Source organism: Paenibacillus durus ATCC 35681 (assembly GCF_000993825.1).
Taxonomy (GTDB): domain Bacteria; phylum Bacillota; class Bacilli; order Paenibacillales; family Paenibacillaceae; genus Paenibacillus_AQ; species Paenibacillus_AQ durus_B.
Genome location: NZ_CP011114.1, coordinates 3,847,177 through 3,863,700 on the forward strand (window position 1 = coordinate 3,847,177; position 16,524 = coordinate 3,863,700).

The 16,524-nt window shown below is 53.1% G+C and carries 17 protein-coding genes; 10 read left to right on the top strand and 7 right to left on the bottom strand.

All coding sequences use genetic code 11. The annotated features are described in order from the left end of the window. Nucleotides 1-15 precede the first annotated feature (15 nt). Nucleotides 16-909, bottom strand: a complete 894-nt coding sequence (gene cyoE, locus VK70_RS17930) for a heme o synthase (RefSeq protein WP_046724364.1) — start codon at nt 907-909, stop codon at nt 16-18. Nucleotides 910-1,213: 304 nt separating this feature from the next. Between cyoE and VK70_RS17935 the strand changes: the two genes are divergently transcribed. Together VK70_RS17935 and VK70_RS28590 are read left to right on the top strand one after the other, a co-directional pair. Further along, a complete protein-coding gene (locus VK70_RS17935; RefSeq protein WP_025699586.1) occupies nt 1,214-2,218 on the top strand; it encodes a metal-dependent hydrolase in 1,005 nt (334 codons plus the stop codon). Nucleotides 2,219-2,459: 241 nt separating this feature from the next. Further along, nucleotides 2,460-2,636, top strand: coding sequence for a hypothetical protein (locus VK70_RS28590; RefSeq protein WP_169774234.1), 177 nt, complete (start codon nt 2,460-2,462; stop codon nt 2,634-2,636). 65 nt (nt 2,637-2,701) lie between these two features. Here VK70_RS28590 and trpS read toward each other — a convergent pair whose 3' ends face one another. After that, nucleotides 2,702-3,694, bottom strand: a complete 993-nt coding sequence (gene trpS, locus VK70_RS17940; RefSeq protein WP_025695889.1) for a tryptophan--tRNA ligase — start codon at nt 3,692-3,694, stop codon at nt 2,702-2,704. 470 nt (nt 3,695-4,164) lie between these two features. On the opposite strand from trpS, the gene VK70_RS17945 reads away from it, so the two are divergent. Together VK70_RS17945 and VK70_RS17950 are read left to right on the top strand one after the other, a co-directional pair. Beyond that, a complete protein-coding gene (locus VK70_RS17945; RefSeq protein ID WP_025695890.1) occupies nt 4,165-5,142 on the top strand; it encodes an aldose 1-epimerase in 978 nt (325 codons plus the stop codon). Between the two features lie 199 nt (nt 5,143-5,341). Beyond that, nucleotides 5,342-5,584 (top strand): alpha/beta-type small acid-soluble spore protein, encoded by a 243-nt coding sequence (locus VK70_RS17950; RefSeq protein WP_025695891.1) that lies wholly within the window; start codon nt 5,342-5,344, stop codon nt 5,582-5,584. A gap of 108 nt (nt 5,585-5,692) precedes the next feature. On the opposite strand, the gene VK70_RS17955 is transcribed toward VK70_RS17950, so the two are convergent. Together VK70_RS17955 and VK70_RS17960 are read right to left on the bottom strand one after the other, a co-directional pair. Continuing rightward, nucleotides 5,693-6,097 carry a hypothetical protein gene (locus VK70_RS17955; RefSeq protein ID WP_025695892.1) on the bottom strand — a complete coding sequence of 135 codons (405 nt, stop codon included), beginning with the start codon at nt 6,095-6,097 and terminating at the stop codon, nt 5,693-5,695. Nucleotides 6,098-6,401: 304 nt separating this feature from the next. Beyond that, the gene (locus VK70_RS17960) at nt 6,402-8,201 is read right to left on the bottom strand and encodes a M3 family oligoendopeptidase (RefSeq protein WP_025695893.1); all 1,800 of its coding nucleotides are present in this window, start codon (nt 8,199-8,201) and stop codon (nt 6,402-6,404) included. A gap of 137 nt (nt 8,202-8,338) precedes the next feature. Between VK70_RS17960 and VK70_RS17965 the strand changes: the two genes are divergently transcribed. Together VK70_RS17965 and VK70_RS17970 are read left to right on the top strand one after the other, a co-directional pair. Then, complete coding sequence (locus tag VK70_RS17965; protein ID WP_025695894.1) at nt 8,339-8,521, top strand: YycC family protein; 183 nt, start codon at nt 8,339-8,341, stop codon at nt 8,519-8,521. Then, on the top strand, nt 8,518-8,748 hold the full coding sequence (locus VK70_RS17970) for a hypothetical protein (RefSeq protein ID WP_025695895.1): 231 nt from the start codon (nt 8,518-8,520) through the stop codon (nt 8,746-8,748). The genes VK70_RS17965 and VK70_RS17970 overlap by 4 nt, the downstream gene beginning before the upstream one ends. 21 nt (nt 8,749-8,769) lie before the next feature. On the opposite strand, the gene VK70_RS17975 is transcribed toward VK70_RS17970, so the two are convergent. Together VK70_RS17975 and VK70_RS17980 are read right to left on the bottom strand one after the other, a co-directional pair. Continuing rightward, nucleotides 8,770-9,486, bottom strand: a complete 717-nt coding sequence (locus tag VK70_RS17975; protein WP_046723607.1) for a DUF2225 domain-containing protein — start codon at nt 9,484-9,486, stop codon at nt 8,770-8,772. A gap of 31 nt (nt 9,487-9,517) precedes the next feature. Next, nucleotides 9,518-9,907, bottom strand: coding sequence for a globin domain-containing protein (locus tag VK70_RS17980; RefSeq protein ID WP_025696886.1), 390 nt, complete (start codon nt 9,905-9,907; stop codon nt 9,518-9,520). A 614-nt stretch (nt 9,908-10,521) separates the two neighbouring features. Between VK70_RS17980 and ylbJ the strand changes: the two genes are divergently transcribed. From ylbJ to VK70_RS18005, 4 genes are all read left to right on the top strand, one after another. After that, nucleotides 10,522-11,781, top strand: a complete 1,260-nt coding sequence (gene ylbJ, locus VK70_RS17990; protein ID WP_411431681.1) for a sporulation integral membrane protein YlbJ — start codon at nt 10,522-10,524, stop codon at nt 11,779-11,781. 253 nt (nt 11,782-12,034) lie between these two features. Then, entirely contained in the window at nt 12,035-12,838 is an 804-nt protein-coding gene (locus tag VK70_RS17995) for an NAD kinase (RefSeq protein WP_025699023.1), read from the top strand. A gap of 172 nt (nt 12,839-13,010) precedes the next feature. Beyond that, nucleotides 13,011-14,213, top strand: a complete 1,203-nt coding sequence (locus VK70_RS26655; protein ID WP_052756013.1) for a copper amine oxidase N-terminal domain-containing protein — start codon at nt 13,011-13,013, stop codon at nt 14,211-14,213. An 11-nt stretch (nt 14,214-14,224) separates the two neighbouring features. Further along, complete coding sequence (locus VK70_RS18005; RefSeq protein WP_081754852.1) at nt 14,225-15,679, top strand: S41 family peptidase; 1,455 nt, start codon at nt 14,225-14,227, stop codon at nt 15,677-15,679. Between the two features lie 119 nt (nt 15,680-15,798). Here the strand turns inward: VK70_RS18005 and VK70_RS27335 are convergent, their stop codons facing one another. Beyond that, complete coding sequence (locus VK70_RS27335; RefSeq protein WP_025699879.1) at nt 15,799-16,488, bottom strand: YutD family protein; 690 nt, start codon at nt 16,486-16,488, stop codon at nt 15,799-15,801. Nucleotides 16,489-16,524: the final 36 nt, after the last annotated feature.

Consider the following 16,524-nt stretch of genomic DNA (forward strand, 5'->3'; position numbering starts at 1 on the left):
GATCTTCTCCCTTCATTATCCGTGAATCGTATTGAGCACCAGCGCGATCAGGCTGAGAGTCAAATAATTTATGGAAAAGAAGAAATTTTGCTTCGCCCAGGCATCGTCGTCTTTAGCCTTAAGACCCTTGAGCGTAAGATAAAGCCAAGCAAGAGAGAGCCCGGCGGAAACAATCAAATAATAGATGCCGGCATATTCATACGCATACATGAGTACCGAAACCGGAACGAGCAGCGCGACGTATGGTATCATCTGTATTTTGGTCCGGCGTGTACCTTTCACAACCGGAAGCAGCGGAAATCCCGCATTCCGGTATTCTTCCTTGCGCCGGATGCCGAGCGCCCAGAAATGAGGGGGCTGCCACAGGAACAGCATCGCGAACAGCAGCCAGGCGCCAAGATCAACCTTGCCCGTCACGGCAACATAACCGATTACCGGAGGCATCGCGCCGGAAATCGCGCCGACTGAAGTGCTCCAAGTGGAGGTCCGTTTCAGCCAAAGGGTGTATACTATAACATAGACGAACATCCCAACGATTCCGAACAGCCCGGCCAGAATTCCGGAGAAAAGAAACAGCGCGGCCAGGCCCAGCGTGCCAAGTCCCAGAGCGTAAAGCAGAACCGTATTCGGCTTAAGCCGTCCGGTCGGCAGTCCGCGCTTCTTGGTCCGTTCCATTTTCATATCCAGATCGCGGTCGAAATAATTATTAAACACACAGGCCGAAGCCATAACAAGCATGGTGCCGATCAGGGTCAGCAGCAGCTTGCTGTAGTTAACCTCCCAACCGGAAGCCAGCCAGAAGCCGGCAAAGGCGGCAATCAGATTCGACCGGATAATGCCCGGTTTGGTAACCGTAATGAAATCGCGCCAACTGGCCCGCTCAGCTTCAGGGGGGAGCTTGGCGGACATAGCCGCAGAATCGGAAGAGGCTTGATATCTCCATTGATTATTCACGTATTTGAGTTCCTCCTTTATGTTCAGTCTGTAAGACAGAACGAACTTGCAAGCCTGTTTATCAGTTCTTATTGATAAATTTCAGTCTTCCGCTGTTAACTTTATCATAACAAACCGCAAAATACTTTGACAATCTTTGACTTAGATGTTCATTAATTTGACAACTGCGTGACGTAAATAATTTTTTCAATATAAATATTAAGATGATAAAATGGGTAGTTATTAATAGAGAACTTCCGTGCAAAGGAGATCTACGCTCATGGATACTGCTACACACTTCGTTATAGGTTTTGGACTTGCCGGGCTCTCATTCATCGATCCCGCCGTCAGTTCTCAGCCGATGCTGTCAGGCGCCGTTATGCTGGCCACCGTTATCGGCTCGCAGGCCCCTGATGCCGACACCGTCCTGCGCCTTAAGAGCAACGCGGTGTATATTCGCAATCACAGGGGGATTACGCACTCCCTTCCGTTTTTACTGCTCTGGCCCGCCTTGATTACCCTTGTGCTCAGTCCGATTTTCGGTCTGAACGATATCCGTTCCATCGGCCATCTTGCCCTCTGGAGCTTCATTGCCGTAGCTCTACACGTCTTCACCGATCTGTTCAATACCTACGGCACCCAAGCGGCGCGGCCAATCACCGAACGCTGGATCGCGTGGAACATTATCCATATTTTCGATCCGTTTATTTTCGGCAGCCATGTTGCGGCCATCGCGCTGTGGATCACCGGCATCATTCCCCCGGCGCCCTTGTTCGCCTCGCTGTACAGCATCATCGTCCTGTATTATGTTTGGAGGACCGCCGCCTATTTTCGGCTAACCCGCAGCATCAAGGCCAAAGATCTACACCATGAACCCGGGGAGAAATATATCCTTATCCCGACGATAACGCCAAGACGGTGGAATGTCGTCAAGACGAGACAGGATGGCAGCTATTATGTCGGCCAGCTTAACTACGGGCGCCTGGAATGGCTCAAGCACGCGGTCAACTCCCGGCATCCGGCTGTGGAGCGTTCCAAGTCCCATCCGGATATTCAGGCTTTCCTGTACTTCACTTCCTATGCCATCGCCGAGGTGGAGGAACTGCCTTCAGGTTACATTGTACGCTGGGGGGACGTCCGTTATTTGCACCGGAAGCAATTTCCGTTTGTCGCTGTCCTGGTCATGGATCACCAGTATCATGCGCTTCAGACGTATGTAGGCTGGCTCAGCAGCGAGAAGCTCGATGAGCGTTTCGCGATTGAACCCGGCTCGATGAAAGTATAGCTGCGGGCTGCACCCGCGCTGGGTAGCGTCAGGCTAACTGGCTGCTGTCCGGCTCTTTGATTGTCCCTAAAACAAATCCCGGAGCACCCATTGCTCCGGGATTTGCCGCTTATAGCGCTGACTATGCTCAGAAAAGCTTTAACAGCATCCTAATTCCATAATAATATAGACATATACCCGGCGGCCGCTATTAAATGACCGGAAGCGGCTTAAATCCGCCGGAAACGAAAGGAGTCATCCCTTGAGCAAAGGACTCTCGCTTTGGTTTGCGATTTCTTCCATTCTTTTGCTTGCTGCGGCTTCAATCGCCATCAGCTACCGGCTATGGGCCGCACTGCTGTTGGGTGCGCTGTGCGTGCTGTGCGTGCTGAATATCGGCTGGGGATTCATTATCAAAGCCCGCCGTGAAAGAGAGTGACAGTCTCCCGCTACTATGTGGCGGCTCAGCGGCTGTACACGGGGCGTAAGCCCTTTACTTTGAATTTACTTTGACCGTGGAGGCAGGAATCCCATGCGATCCTTGACTCCTTGGAGTGTTACCGACGCCACGGCACGGGCGCGTTCCGCGCCCGACGCGAGAATATCGGTGATGGCGCCGGAACTGCGGATTTCATGGTAGCGCTCCTGGAGCGGCTCCAGCGCCGCCACGACGACCTCGGCCAAATCCTTTTTGAAGCCGCCGTACATCTGTCCTTCATAGCGGCCTGTGATGTCCACAAGTGACAGCCCGGAGCACTCCGCGTAAATGCTCATCAGATTGCTGATTTCCGGCTTGTTCGCCGGGTCGTACACGACTTCGCGTCCGGAATCCGTAGTGGCCCGGCTGATTTTTTTGCGGATCACGTCCGGGGGATCGAGCAGAGCGATATAGCTGCCGGCATTCGGATTGCTCTTGCTCATTTTCTTCGTTCCGTCATCCAGCGACATAATCCGGGCGCCGACCTGCGGAATATACGGCTCCGGAATGGTGAAGAACTCACCGTAGCGGTGGTTGAACCGTCCTGCCAGATCGCGTGTAAGCTCCAGATGCTGCTTCTGGTCTTCGCCTACCGGAACCAGATCCGCGTTGTATACGAGAATGTCGGCGGCCATCAGCGCCGGATACACGAATAATCCCGCGCCCACGGTGTCCTTCCCGGATGATTTGTCTTTAAACTGCGTCATCCGCTCCAACTCGCCCATCGAGGTGAGCGTCGTCATCAACCAGCCCAGCTCGGCATGCTGGGGAACATGCGACTGAAGATATACATTGGAGCGGGCGGGATCAATTCCCGCTGCGATAAACAGCGCGGCAACGGCCTCGGACTGTTCGCGCAAGCTGGCCGGCTCCTGCGGTACGGTGACGGCATGCAGGTCAACCACCATGAAATAGCATTCATGCTCCTCTTGAAGCTTGACGAAATTTTTCATTGCGCCGATGTAGTTGCCGAGCGTCAAGCTGCCGCTGGGCTGTATGCCGGACAGAACTTTTTTCATACTGTAACTCCTCCGATTAAGAATTATGTTGGTTACAAAAGAACGCAAAAAAGCCTCACTCCGAAGGGACGTGAGACCGTGGTGCCACCCTTATTCGCCGCTTGCAACCTTTCCCATGCTTCCCGCCTATAAACGGACCGCATAGCGAAATACTGATCGCAGCCTTAAGACATCCTGTAACGGGGACGATCCGGCCGGTCTACCAGGGAATGCTTTCCCGTTCGAGCGCGGCGCTCAGGGGTCCATTCATCCGGGAGTTATCCTCCGGTTCGCATTATCCACCGGCTTTCTGAAGGCCTCTCTCCCGCCTACTTATCCCCATCATCGCATTGACAAACTTAGTTAACTGAGTTCATCATAGAACCGGCAAAGAAGTTTGTCAAATTTTTAACCCCTCGAACATAAATCTGTTATGATAAGATTATCGTGTTCACATTTTGTATCAAGTGAATGATAAAGGAGCATGGATCATGAAACAGGTGACCAAAGGGCAATGGTGCGGTTATGATACTTATATTTTGCACAGCCGCGACTTGGAAGTCACGCTGCTGCCGCGTCTTGGCAACAACGTTATCTCCCTGTGGGACCGAAAGGAAAAACGAGAGGTTCTGCGCCGGCCGGAAGAGGCCGATCTGGATTTTTATATGCAGAAGCCGTATCACTTCGGCATTCCGCTCTTAATTCCGCCGGGACGTATCTCCAAGGGACAGTTTGAATTTGATGGCGCCCATTACCAGTTCGACCGCAACACCGCCGGTGACAATCACATTCACGGCCTGCACCGGACGCAATCCTGGTGTGTCAGCGATATCGAGGAAGATGAAGACGGCTGCGCGGTGACGACCGAATTCAAGACGACAGACGATGCTCATTGGATGGATCAGCTGCCAGTCCCGCTCAAATTTGAGATGACATTCCGGCTGCAGGACGCGTCTTTGAAGCAGACCTTGAAGGTGACCCACCTTGGCGGTGAACGGAGTATTCCATTTGGAATCGGCTATCACACCTGGTTCATGATTGACGGTCAGCCGAAGCGTTGGAGTCTCAAGCTGCCGGTTGAGAGCATCTACGAATTGAACGACCAGCTGCTGCCCACTGGAAAGGTGCTTCCACTCGGCTCACTGGAAGCTTTGAACGAGGGGATGAACCTGCAGGGCACGAACTTCGACACCGCCCTGCGTATTGGAGAGAAGCGGCCCGTAGAAGCTTTGCTGCTCCGGGATGACGGCTATGGGCTGCGTTACCTCGCAGACGAAAGCTATTTCCGCCACTGGGTTATCTATACGAAAGGACCCGCCGACCAATTTCTCTGCGCCGAGCCCTATACATGGCTGCCGGATGCGCCTAATGTGTCCTCTGATCCTAACTTTACCGGTCTGTTGACGCTTGCTCCCGGACAGAGCCTTGAGCTGACTACTTCAATTGAAATGATCTATCCTGAAAATTGAGATTTGCAGCCAATTGAGCATGCTGCGATCATTTGCCAAGAGGGCGGCCCGCTGGAACATTCGGACCGCCCTCTTATTTTAAGTTGCAAAGTTCACTTTTTATACACTTATTCCCAGCCTTATAACCTTCTTGCACCATGCATGATTTCACCTCACCGCGCTCATACTATCTCTACCAAGGGTGAAGGAGGTGACAAACATGGGTCAAGTAGGTCAAAACCAAGGTCGTAGCGGCCGTTCCAACAACCTGGTCGTTCCTCAAGCAACCGCTGCGCTGCAGCAACTGAAATATGAAGCAGCGCAAGAGCTTGGTGTAACAATTCCTCAAGACGGTTATTATGGTAACTACACTTCCCGCGAAACCGGTTCTCTGGGAGGTTATATCACCAAGCGTCTCGTACAGCTGGCAGAGCAGCAACTCTCCGGTCGTACGGGTGTGTAATGCCTCGTTTATCGCTTTTATTCGGTCCGCCCGCAAGGGCCGCCGAACAGATTTACAGCCCTCCCGCTTCCACAAGGAAGCGCGGGGGTTTTTCATGGCCCGTACCTGTTATCCGCAGTCCTCCTTATCCTGCTGCACATTTCTCGGGTAGCGGATCATCAGGTTAGCCATATTGTAATTGGACTCTAGAACAGCATCGACAATGACAATCCCCTTCTTCACGGCAAACTCATAGCTTATCTCTCCATGCGTCCAGCGGCGTTTAAACTTCAGACTCTCGAGTGCCATCAAACGAAACGAAGACTGCTGTGAGGCTGTCAGCCCCTCCGCCTCCTCCGCAAACGTTCCGCTGCGGCCGTACAGTGGATTATGACGGATTCCAAACTTCCCAATGATATTATTTCGTATTTGCACAAAAACCGTACCGGAAGATACCCCCGATAATTCCTCCTGAAGCTCCTTAAACACCAGGTCCATTTGCCTAGCCAAAGACAATTGATCCGTCTTAAGCATACTTTTCCTCCTCTGTCATACTTGCTGCCTTACTCCTTAAGGCTTAGGACTCATTATAGGATAGAAGGCAATACCCCACAACAATCGTCAATATAATTGGGTTATTATCCCTATAAAATGCGCTTTTTCTTCTATCTTCTTCCAAATTCGCCTCGATAAAACGATCATTTTCGACAAATTTGCATAAAAAACGACCCCCACGATCAAATCTATCCTGAGGGTCATTTCGCATTTGCACAATATTCAATCCATTACTTGCGCTTAACTGCACGGACAAAGGCCAAATCTTTCATAAATACGAAGTTTAAGCTAGATGCTTGGTCATATCCAGGAAGGTGGAAATATCTTCAAGAATCAGATCGGCGGCTCCCTGCCAAAAATCCGGCTTCGACAGATCCACGCCCAGATGCTTGCCCGCCAGATCCTCAAGCGTCATAACGCCTGTATCGCGCAGCAGCGCATCATATTTGTCCGCAAAGGAAGGACCTTCCTGCAGAGCGAGACGGTACAATCCGGTGCTAAACATATACCCTACCGTATAAGGGAAGTTATAGAACGGCACGTCGGTAATATAAAAATGCAGCTTGGACGCCCAGAAATGCGGATGGTAGCCGGAAAGAATGCCGCCAAAAGCTTCCTTCTGCGCTTCCACCATAAGCGCGGAAATCTCTTCTGCGCTGACAAGTCCCGCCTTGCGCTTCTCGTAGAAACGGGTCTCAAACAGGAACCGGGCATGTATGTTCATAAAAAAGGCGACGCTGTTCTGGATTTTCTCTTCCAGCAGTGCCAGCTTCTCTTCATCGCTCCCTGCCGCCTTGACCTGCGCACCTGAGACGATGACCTCGGCAAAGGTCGAAGCCGTTTCCGCCACATTCATCGCGTAGTTCTGGTTAAGCACCGGCTGGTCATCGAGCAGATAAGAATGGTAGGCATGGCCTAGTTCATGCGCAAGCGTCGCCACATTGGAAGGCGTGCCGCTGTAAGTCATAAATATCCGCGACTCCTTGCTCAGCGGGAACGAGACGCAGAAGCCGCCGGGACGCTTGCCCGGCCGGTCTTCCACTTCAATCCAGCTGCTGTCAAATGCGCGCTCGGCAAATTCCGCAAGCTTCGGACTGAATTTACCGAACTGGGTGACAATTTCTTCCGCCGCCCGGTCATAAGATATTTTGCCTGAGGACCGCGCCAGCGGGGCTTCCACGTCTTCCCAGCCGAGCTTTGCAAGTCCCAGCAGCTTCGCCTTGCGCTCCAAATAGGCGATAAGAGCGGGCTTGCTCTTGACGATAACGTCCCACATAACATCCAGCGACTCGCGGGACATGCGGTTAATGCTGAGGGGCTCTTTCAGCACATCGTCCCATCCCCGGCGCTCATACAGCTTCAGGCGGAACCCGGCCAGATGATTAAGCGTATCCGCGGCGTAATCGGCGACGCCTTCCCACGCTTTTTCCCATTTGACGAACATATCCTTCCGGGCTTGATTGTCATTGTCTTGCAGCTTGTTGAAAGCCTGGCCCGCCGACAGCAGCTTCTCCCCGTCCTCATCCGTGTAGGGAATGGCGATGGAGCTGACAATCGTTTCATAATGCTCGCTCCAGCCGTGATAGCCATCCACCGCAAGCTCAAGCGCCAGGCTCTCCAGCTCCGGGCTCATCTTCTCACGGGCTAGATCCCGGCTCTCGCTAAGCACGAATGTCAGCGGGGCGATCTCAGGCCGGGCCATCCACTCCTGCCATACATCCTCTTCCGTCTGGCGAAGCACATTTTCAAATTCAGAGGATACACCCTGAAACCGGGCGCTGAGTCCGGCAACGGTTCCCGACAGGCGTACGGCTCCTTTATCCTGCTGGTTCTGCGCTCCAAGGCATCCGGCGAACTCCGAGGCCTGAACAAGACGCGCGGTACAGCTTTGCAGAAGCTCGATAACGCCGTCCAGCGACTTCGTCGACTCCAAATCCGCTGGAGCCTTAGCCGCTCTTACTTGCTCCGCGAGCTTGCCGATATCGCCTTCCAGTTCGCTTAAGAACCGTTCAAATCCGGGGGATGCCGAGCCCCCTTCAAAAATGGAATCCAGTTCCCAAGTTAAAGACAACGGTTGTTTCATTTTCGTACCACCATTCCTTTACTTTTCATTCGGTTCACCAATCCCATCATACAACATTCACTTTGTAATTGGAGCTATCCCATGGTAAAGTGAATAACACGCCATACCATTCATTAAAGAACAGGAGGACATTAATGATGCGGCCACTGCAAATTTCGCCGGAAACGGCCTTGGCGCTCTCTAAGCAGCTGGGTGTGCCTCTGGAACATTTAATGCATATGCCCCAGCATATTCTGCTGCAAAAAATAGCCGAACTATCCAAGAAAAATACGGATGGCGGAGAACCGAAAGACGGTGTGGAAGGCAAGGACGAAGCATGATTCCGTTCAGCCACACGTGGCCGTACGAACTCATACTGGGCGATTTGTACGTCCAATCCTGCCCATTCTGCAGCGCGGAGAACGTGCTGCTCCCTATGAAGCCCAAGGAGCTTCAGAGCGTCCGGGAAGGCAAGAAGAAGCTGCTAGTCTTCCCCTGCTGCAGCGAAAGACCTGTCGTGGTGGATAGCGACGGCGATTATCTGCTGTTCGACCGGGCGGTGCGCTAAAGGCACCGTCCGGTTCTTTTTTTACAATATCCCCCTTAATTCTTCCGTTCCCGTACTCGAACCGCCTTGTTCTCCGAGCATCTGTTCGCGAATAATCGTCCACTGCTCGCGAGCCGCCCGTATCATCGCCGCATCCATAATTTTCTGGTCATTGACCAGACGCGAGAACCATTTCACCGCCTCGTTGAACCAGCCGATTCGCCGGTTAAGCTCCCCGATCAGAAACATCAGACGCGCATCATTTCCGGCAACCCCGTCCCGTTCAAATACATTAATGTAGGACTCCAGCGAATAATGAAGAAAGCGCTGTTCCTGCTCGGTGTTGCCCTGATACCGGTACAACCAGGCGATATGATGCAGAAGGCTGGCGACGATGCGCTCTTTGTCGCCTATGCACTGCGCACAGAGCAGCGCCAGCTTGTACGTCTCCAGCGCCTCCTCCCAGCTCCGCTTGCCTCCGAAATCGCGGGGCTGCCAGCGGCTGCCGACCCGCTCGCTGAACGCCTTCCGCTGCCATTCGGCCAGCTTGCTCACGGAGTTCTCCGTGGAGGCGAAGCCGCAGAAAGGGCATACCCGGACGACGTAATAATCGGGATTCTCTTCCTTGTAATAAGAGCAAAAATCCGCATCCCGGCGAACAGCCCTCTTGAGGCTGGGACGCACTCTGGAGGTTACGAATTCGCGTTCACAATTGCCACAGTTTACTTTAATGGAGTATAGGGGCTCCAAATAGGTCATGTGCCCTCATTCCTTTCGCGTCAGTCATGCTTCAATCTCTTTCTCCGGGCATGTTGACAAAATGGCGGGCCGGGCCTGCAAGCCGGTGCAGTACGAGCGATCGGAGCGGTTCATCTACTCCGGTTTCCTTCAGCGCTTCTCCCATGCAGCCCAGCCACTCCTCCGATCGCTCCTCCGTAATCGGCACATGCATATGACGCGCTCTCATCATAGGATGTCCGTACAGCTCGGAGTACAGCTGCGGACCGCCGAAGAACTGAGTGAGAAAGCGGTATTGCTTATCCATAACGGGTACGATGTCGGCCGGAAACAGCGGACCAAGCCGTGGATGCGCCTGCACTTTACTATAAAACACTTCCACCAGTTTGCGCAGCCTCTCGGCTCCTCCCAAATTCTCAAATATGCTTTTCTCCGGATTCATTGATGCAACCAACTTTCTGCCGATTTTAATCGTATTGACCTATTCATTATACCAAAATCAGGGTCATACGACATCTTGCCAACACGAAAAATGAGAGAAAAAATTCCTATATACCTAAACGAATGAGCCCCGTATCCCAAACCTTTGTCCTAAGAAAAGGGGCCTACATCTTAAATGTGAAGAAATGTTCAATATTTCCAAAGAAGAAACGCCTGACGGCGTCCTTGAAGGACGCAAGTACGTTTCTCGTAGAAATATAAGGCGTTTACAAGCGTGAAACTTATGAATTCTTATATTTTAAAAAAAGCCAAAAAAGACGCTAAACGAATGTTTAGCGTCTGCAGCATATTAATAGGTCCGCCAATCCTCATCACCGGGAGAGACGAGGGAGGCCCGGATGACATAAACAAAAGCGCAAACGAGAACGCCGGCAACTACGCTCATCATCATCACTCCATCCCTAATATTAAAGTTTTCGAAAAGGTGCTTTAATTAATTTTTATATTACCACAAATACAGTAAAAATGCACCCTCTGCTGTAACCGCTTACTTTGTTTTTTTGTACTGTTTGTCCCTCTGCATGCATACATCTTATCATAGACCGGGAGGCGTAAATGATGACCTTGAAAAAGCTAAGCGGCCCTTCTTGGGCCTTGGGGCTCGCCGGCTGTATGCTGCTCGTACTGGTTTATCCCGATGCTTCTCTTCGTGCTGCTCTGAGGGGAATGGCCATCTGGTGGGATGTGCTGTTCCCGTCGCTCTTTCCTTTCTTCGTCATTTCCGAACTCATGCTCGGCTTCGGAGTCGTCCACCTGTTCGGCGCTCTGTTTGATCCGCTGATGCGCCCGCTGTTCCGCATTCCCGGCAGCGGCGGCTTCGTGCTTGCGATGGGCTATGTGTCCGGCTATCCGGTCGGAGCCCGGCTGACGGCCAAGCTGCGGGAGCAGAACCTGCTTACCCGCGTCGAAGGGGAACGGCTTGTGGCTTGTACGACTTCCTCCGATCCGATCTTCCTGCTCGGCGCTGTTTCGGTCGGTTTTTTTCATAATCCCGCTTTGGGGCCCTGCCTGGCGCTGGCCCACTACGGGAGCGGTCTGCTTGTCGGCCTGCTGATGTCCTTTCACGGACGAAGGGAAGAACGGAACGCCGCAGCCGGGCAGAAGTCTATCTTGATGACCGAAACGCACCGCCCCGGCAAGCTAAAGAAGCAGCGGCCGGAACCGGGCCGTCTCCGTACCGCCTTCGCTTCCATGGCCGAAGCGCGCCACCGCGACGGGCGGACGCTCGGGGAGCTGCTGAAGGGGGCGGTGCAATCCTCTCTACAGCTTATTATTGTCGTAGGAGGGCTCGTTGTATTCTTCACCGTACTGATGGAACTGCTGAGCCGGGCAGGTATAATGGCCTTCCTCTTCTCGGTAATCGGGCGGTTTCTTTCGGTTTTAGGCTTCCCCCAGGGGCTGACCGAGGCGGTAACGAGCGGCTTTTTCGAGGTTACGCTCGGCGCCAAAGCGGCCGGAACCGCGTCCGCCGCACTCCCCTTCAAGGCCGCCGCCGCCGCGTTTATTCTCTCCTGGGGCGGTCTGTCCGTGCACGCCCAGGTTGCCAGCATCTGGAACGGGACGGGACTCCGTTATCTGCCCTTTGCCGCCGCCCGTATCCTGCATGCTTTCCTGTCGGCCGGACTGACGCTGCTTCTCTGGCCGCCGATGATGGAAGCTTCTCCGGCGCTGGCTCCGCTCTGGATGCCGGGTCCGGCCCTGTACTCTCCAGCAGCAGGGCTCATGCTTCTCGCCCTGCTGCTGGCCGGCGCCTTGCTGCTGTCGCTTGCGGCGGCCGCCTCCGGCAGAGTCCTGCGGATTCTTCTCCGGCGCTGAACGGCGAAGGATTGCTCCACCGCGTGCAGCTCCCAGCGTGCGGTGGAGCAATACGTGGCCGTCAACCACACGCTCCGCCCTTCGCGAAAGGCCCACCCTTTCGCCGAAATTCCCTTGAGAACGGCCGCCTCTCTCGGACGAAGGGAGGCGCTGTTTTTTCCGGGTACAGTCTTTCCCCTGCTAAACATTGTTTTCCTAAGCAAGATTGATTATGATCGGTGTATGACAGAACTAACAAAGGAGTCTATTCATCTTGAGATATTATGTCCTGGACCGTGGCGATCAACTGTCCATTGATCTCAGTCAACAATTTCATAAGCTTGCGGAAGAACGGGGGCTGCAGCTCGATGCCGAGACTCCCGAAATCGTAGTCTCCATCGGCGGAGACGGCACCATGCTTCATGCCTTCCATACCTTTATCGACCGGATTCCCGAGCTCGCCTTCGTCGGCGTCCATACCGGCCATCTCGGTTTCTATGCGGACTGGCAGTGCGAGGAACTCTCCACTCTGGTCGATTATATGTGCGGAAAAGGCGATCCTTCGCCGCATAAGCCGCGAATCGTCAAATATCCGCTCGTTGAGCTGGAAATCCATAGGAAATCGGGGACTACTTCGCATATCGCCCTTAATGAGTTTACTCTTAAAGGGGTTGAAGGCACGGTGGTTCTTCAGATCGACATTAACGACGAGACCTTCGAGATGTTCCGCGGCGACGGCATCTGTATTTCTACCCCTTCCGGGAGCACAGCCTATAATAAAAGTCTCGGAGGCGCGATGGTTCATCCTTCGATTGAGGCGCTGCAGATTGCGGAAATCGCGTCAATTAACAATCGGGTGTTCCGGACGATGGGCTCCCCGCTGCTCCTGCCCAAACATCATCACTGCGATATTTTCTCCCGGAGAGAGCAGAGGCTGATGCTGACCGTTGACCATACCAACTATCCTATCGATGATTTGATCTCTGTCAGATGCCAGGTGTCGGAGAAAAAGGTCAGCTTCGCCCGTTACCGTCCGTTTCCGTTCTGGAAGCGCGTGCGTTCCTCATTCCTGGTGTAGCATTCTCGTACATACAGCCGGTGCCCGCCCGTGCCCCGGCTGCCGCCGCATGGGCTTTACTTTTGCTTATCGATCTAGCAGGCCCTTTATCAAATTGATAGACAGAGAGAGAAACGGAATGGTATAATGAGACTATTTTACAAATAGTTACATATAGAAGGGGAGAAATTTGTTGAAAAAATGGTTCATTATGCTGGGGGTCTTGTTATTGTCCCTGGCTCCTGCGGTCCCTGCGTTCGCCGCGCCCGTGACTGCTCCCGCGCCGATCAAGGTTTATATTGACGGTGTCAAGCTTTCCTTTTCCTCTGGCTCTCCCTATTTACAGAACGGCTCCGTCATGGTTCCATTCCGGGCCGTGTTCGAGAAGCTCGGCTTGAAGGTGGGCTGGGACCCCGTCGGCCGCGTAGTAACCGGTACAAGCCCGGAGCTAAGCTTGAAGCTGACCATCGGCAGCAGCCGCGCCGCAGTCAACAGCGTGGTCCGCAAGCTGCCGGCCGCTCCCGTCGAGTCCGGCGGAACCGCTTATGTGCCGCTGCGTTTTGTCGGCGAAGCCACCGGCGGCGGCGTAGTCTGGAACGCGTCCTCAAGAAGCGTTCAAATTACGAGACCTGTATCCAAGAGCCGGGATAAAGCGGACATTGTCTCCCTGATGAGCAAGCTGACGAGCTATTTTAACTCGGAGAATACAGCGGGGATTACCTCTTTGTCCCAGGCAGGCTCGGACTTTGCTCTGAGTATCAGCGCCCTTGAATTTTCATTCCGCAATTACGATTTGAAGAGCGAAATCAAAAGCGTCGATATCGTTAGCCTTGAGGCGAACGAAGCTACGGTGGCTACAGTAGAGACCTCCACCCGCATCGGAGGAGCCTATATTCCGGACACGCAGGACGAGTATATCTATACCCTTGTCCGTAACGGATCATGGAAGGTATCGAATATACAGAATCAGAAATCGACCCTTCTCTTGACGCGAGACCAAGGCATGAAGCCCGCTGAAATGCCGCAAAGTGCCGATACGGCCATTCAGGAATTGCTCAAGCGCTATTATCAGAGCCTGAACGACAAAAATGTGGCCGGAATGCTATCCACCTTAACTTTCCATGACGAGGATAATGACAAGGCGCAGAAAGCGGCCTTAGAGGATTTCTTCAAGACGTATAATCTAAGCTATGCCCTATCCGCTTCGAATGTCTTTTACTACAGCGACAATGAAGCAGCCGTCTATGTCGAGCAGCAGATTACCGATAAGAATGAATCGTCGTCTTCCAACAAGACTCTCATTCTGGTTCTGAACAAGTCAGCAGAAGGCACCTGGACCATCAGTAACAGCTACACCGTCTCCGATACAATGGAAGACGGATCAAATAATCCGTAAAGGATGTTTTTATGATGAGATCATTCAAAAAATTAACGGCCGCAGCCGCCGGAAGCTGTCTGGCTTTATCGCTGATTCTATCTCCCGCCGCTTTTGCCGCTGATAGCAGTGAGGCCGCCAGCAAGACTTCTTCGGAAACCGAATTGATTAATGAGGTTATGCAGTACATAGAGAGCTACAACTTGACCGGTGCTGACAGGGATGCCCTGATCCGCGCCGCGATCGACGGTATGGTAAACTCGCTTGACGATCCTTACAGCCAGTATTTCAGCGGCGAGGAGAGTAAAGAGCTGCAAAATCAGTTGGCCTTGGATTATGTGGGTATCGGGGTACAATTGGTCTATACGGGTAACGAGCTGTATATCGAACAGGTCATGCCCGGATCGCCTGCGGAAAGTGCAGGGCTAAAGCGCGGGGATACAATCCTAAAGATTAACGGTGTGAAAATCAGCGAGATCAAGAGCGATCCGATCAGCGGAAAAGCGGGGACCAAAGTCACGCTGCTCATCCAGCGCGGCGGCGCGGTCAAGACTTACACCGTAAAGCGCAGCGAGATCAATTATCCATCCGTTACCGGCAAAATCGTCGGGCCGAAGATCGCCTACATTTCGCTGAACGGCTTCACACAGGATTCGGATGAAGAATTTGCAGCCGTACTCAAAAATATGCGCGCGGCGGGAATGAAATCCATGGTCCTCGATCTCCGGAACAATGGGGGCGGGTACATGGATTCCGCCTATAACATCGCATCTCAATTCATCGACAAGGGAATCATGATGTACACTGCGGACAACACAGGCGAGCTTACTCCGGTAACGATTACGGACGGCTCCAAAATGAATGTGCCCGTGGTTATTCTAACGAACGAATATACCGCCAGCGCCTCCGAAGCACTGACCGGGGCGCTGCATGACAATCATCTGGCCACCGTTGTCGGTACCAAATCCTTCGGAAAAGCGCGGATTCAAAGCCTGCTGGACCTCTCCGACGGCGGCCTGCTCAAGCTGACCACGGAACGGTATCTGACTCCAAGCAAAGCCGATTTCAACCATATCGGGCTCTCGCCGGATATTGAGGTAAAAGGCGAGGCGGCTCAGATCATTACCGCCCTTCAGCTTGCGGGCATGAAATCGATTGAAGCCGCGGGCGACAATCACATTCTGGACGTTGGCGGCACCGCCTTTGCCGGTAATGTCGGTCTGGTGAAACAGGGCGGCAGAATCTACGCCTCAGCCCGCGTGCTCTCCGCACTTGTAGAAAGCGATCTGACATGGGACGCCAAAAATAAGAGAGTCATTGTAACCACCGGCTCCGGCAAAGCATCCAGCTTTACCGTTGCGTCCAAAGAAGCGCTCTCCCAAAACGGGGAAACCTTCATTGCACTGGGTGCCTTCAAGAAGAAATTTCCGGCCCTGGCCTGGACCTATAACCAGACGCAAAATCGTCTGACGCTATCCGTAAAATAAGGGCAATCATTATCCGCTATCTTGGCCTAAAACAATAAAGGTGCCGCCGACGTTCAGCCTGAACGTCGGCGGCACCTTTATTAATGGTATCGGCCCCTAAGCCGGTGGCTTCGATGGCGTTATTGCTGGCCCGCAGGACCTTGGGGCGGCTTCTGCCGAGTGTCCCTGGCTTTGGCTTCCCGGTTCTGGTAATCCCTGTTTTGGTTCCCCCGCGCCTGATTTTCCCGGCCCTGATTCTCCAAGCCCTGAGCTTCGCGCGCCTGAAACTCACGCGATCCGCTTTTTTTGCCCTGATATTCCTTGTTCCTGTTATCTCTGCTGCGTTCCTTGAACGGTCTCTCCTTGGGAGTAAATTCTTTAACCGGCTGCTCTCGGGAAACCGCCGTCTCCGCCTGGAACTTCCTGGAGGATAATTGCGGAATGGCTTCCTTCTTGACGGAAGTCTCCTGGGAAGCGGCCTCCTTGACAAAGACTTCCTTCGGAGCCTCGCCCGGCTCCTTGATCAGAATATCCTTGGCATTCGGGTCCTTCGGAGTATCCTTCAGCTTGCGGAGGACGAAATAGGCACAGCCGAAATTGCAATATTCATTGATATAATCGACCAATCCGCAAATCGCCGTGTCCCGGTTCACTTTTGGATGATTATCCCGGTAAAATCCTTTCAAACGCAGTTGGTTGTAGCCCCAATCGCCGACAATATAGTCGTAGCGGTCAAGCACCTCGCTGTACCTTCCACGGAAGCTTTCCGGATTCCAGCCTTCTTTATGATTCACCATGAGCTCATAGCTTTTGCCGCCTATAATGATCAAGCAAGACTCGCCTGCCTTTCACAAAAAATATGTTGC

Coding starts and splice junctions, on each gene's coding strand:
- cyoE (WP_046724364.1), bottom strand. CDS start 909: ATGTCCGCCAAGCTCCCCCCTGAAGCTGAGCGGGCCAGTTGGCGCGAT.
- VK70_RS17935 (WP_025699586.1), top strand. CDS start 1,214: ATGGATACTGCTACACACTTCGTTATAGGTTTTGGACTTGCCGGGCTC.
- trpS (WP_025695889.1), bottom strand. CDS start 3,694: ATGAAAAAAGTTCTGTCCGGCATACAGCCCAGCGGCAGCTTGACGCTC.
- VK70_RS17945 (WP_025695890.1), top strand. CDS start 4,165: ATGAAACAGGTGACCAAAGGGCAATGGTGCGGTTATGATACTTATATT.
- VK70_RS17950 (WP_025695891.1), top strand. CDS start 5,342: ATGGGTCAAGTAGGTCAAAACCAAGGTCGTAGCGGCCGTTCCAACAAC.
- VK70_RS17955 (WP_025695892.1), bottom strand. CDS start 6,097: ATGCTTAAGACGGATCAATTGTCTTTGGCTAGGCAAATGGACCTGGTG.
- VK70_RS17960 (WP_025695893.1), bottom strand. CDS start 8,201: ATGAAACAACCGTTGTCTTTAACTTGGGAACTGGATTCCATTTTTGAA.
- VK70_RS17965 (WP_025695894.1), top strand. CDS start 8,339: ATGCGGCCACTGCAAATTTCGCCGGAAACGGCCTTGGCGCTCTCTAAG.
- VK70_RS17970 (WP_025695895.1), top strand. CDS start 8,518: ATGATTCCGTTCAGCCACACGTGGCCGTACGAACTCATACTGGGCGAT.
- VK70_RS17975 (WP_046723607.1), bottom strand. CDS start 9,486: ATGACCTATTTGGAGCCCCTATACTCCATTAAAGTAAACTGTGGCAAT.
- VK70_RS17980 (WP_025696886.1), bottom strand. CDS start 9,907: ATGAATCCGGAGAAAAGCATATTTGAGAATTTGGGAGGAGCCGAGAGG.
- ylbJ (WP_411431681.1), top strand. CDS start 10,522: ATGATGACCTTGAAAAAGCTAAGCGGCCCTTCTTGGGCCTTGGGGCTC.
- VK70_RS18005 (WP_081754852.1), top strand. CDS start 14,225: ATGATGAGATCATTCAAAAAATTAACGGCCGCAGCCGCCGGAAGCTGT.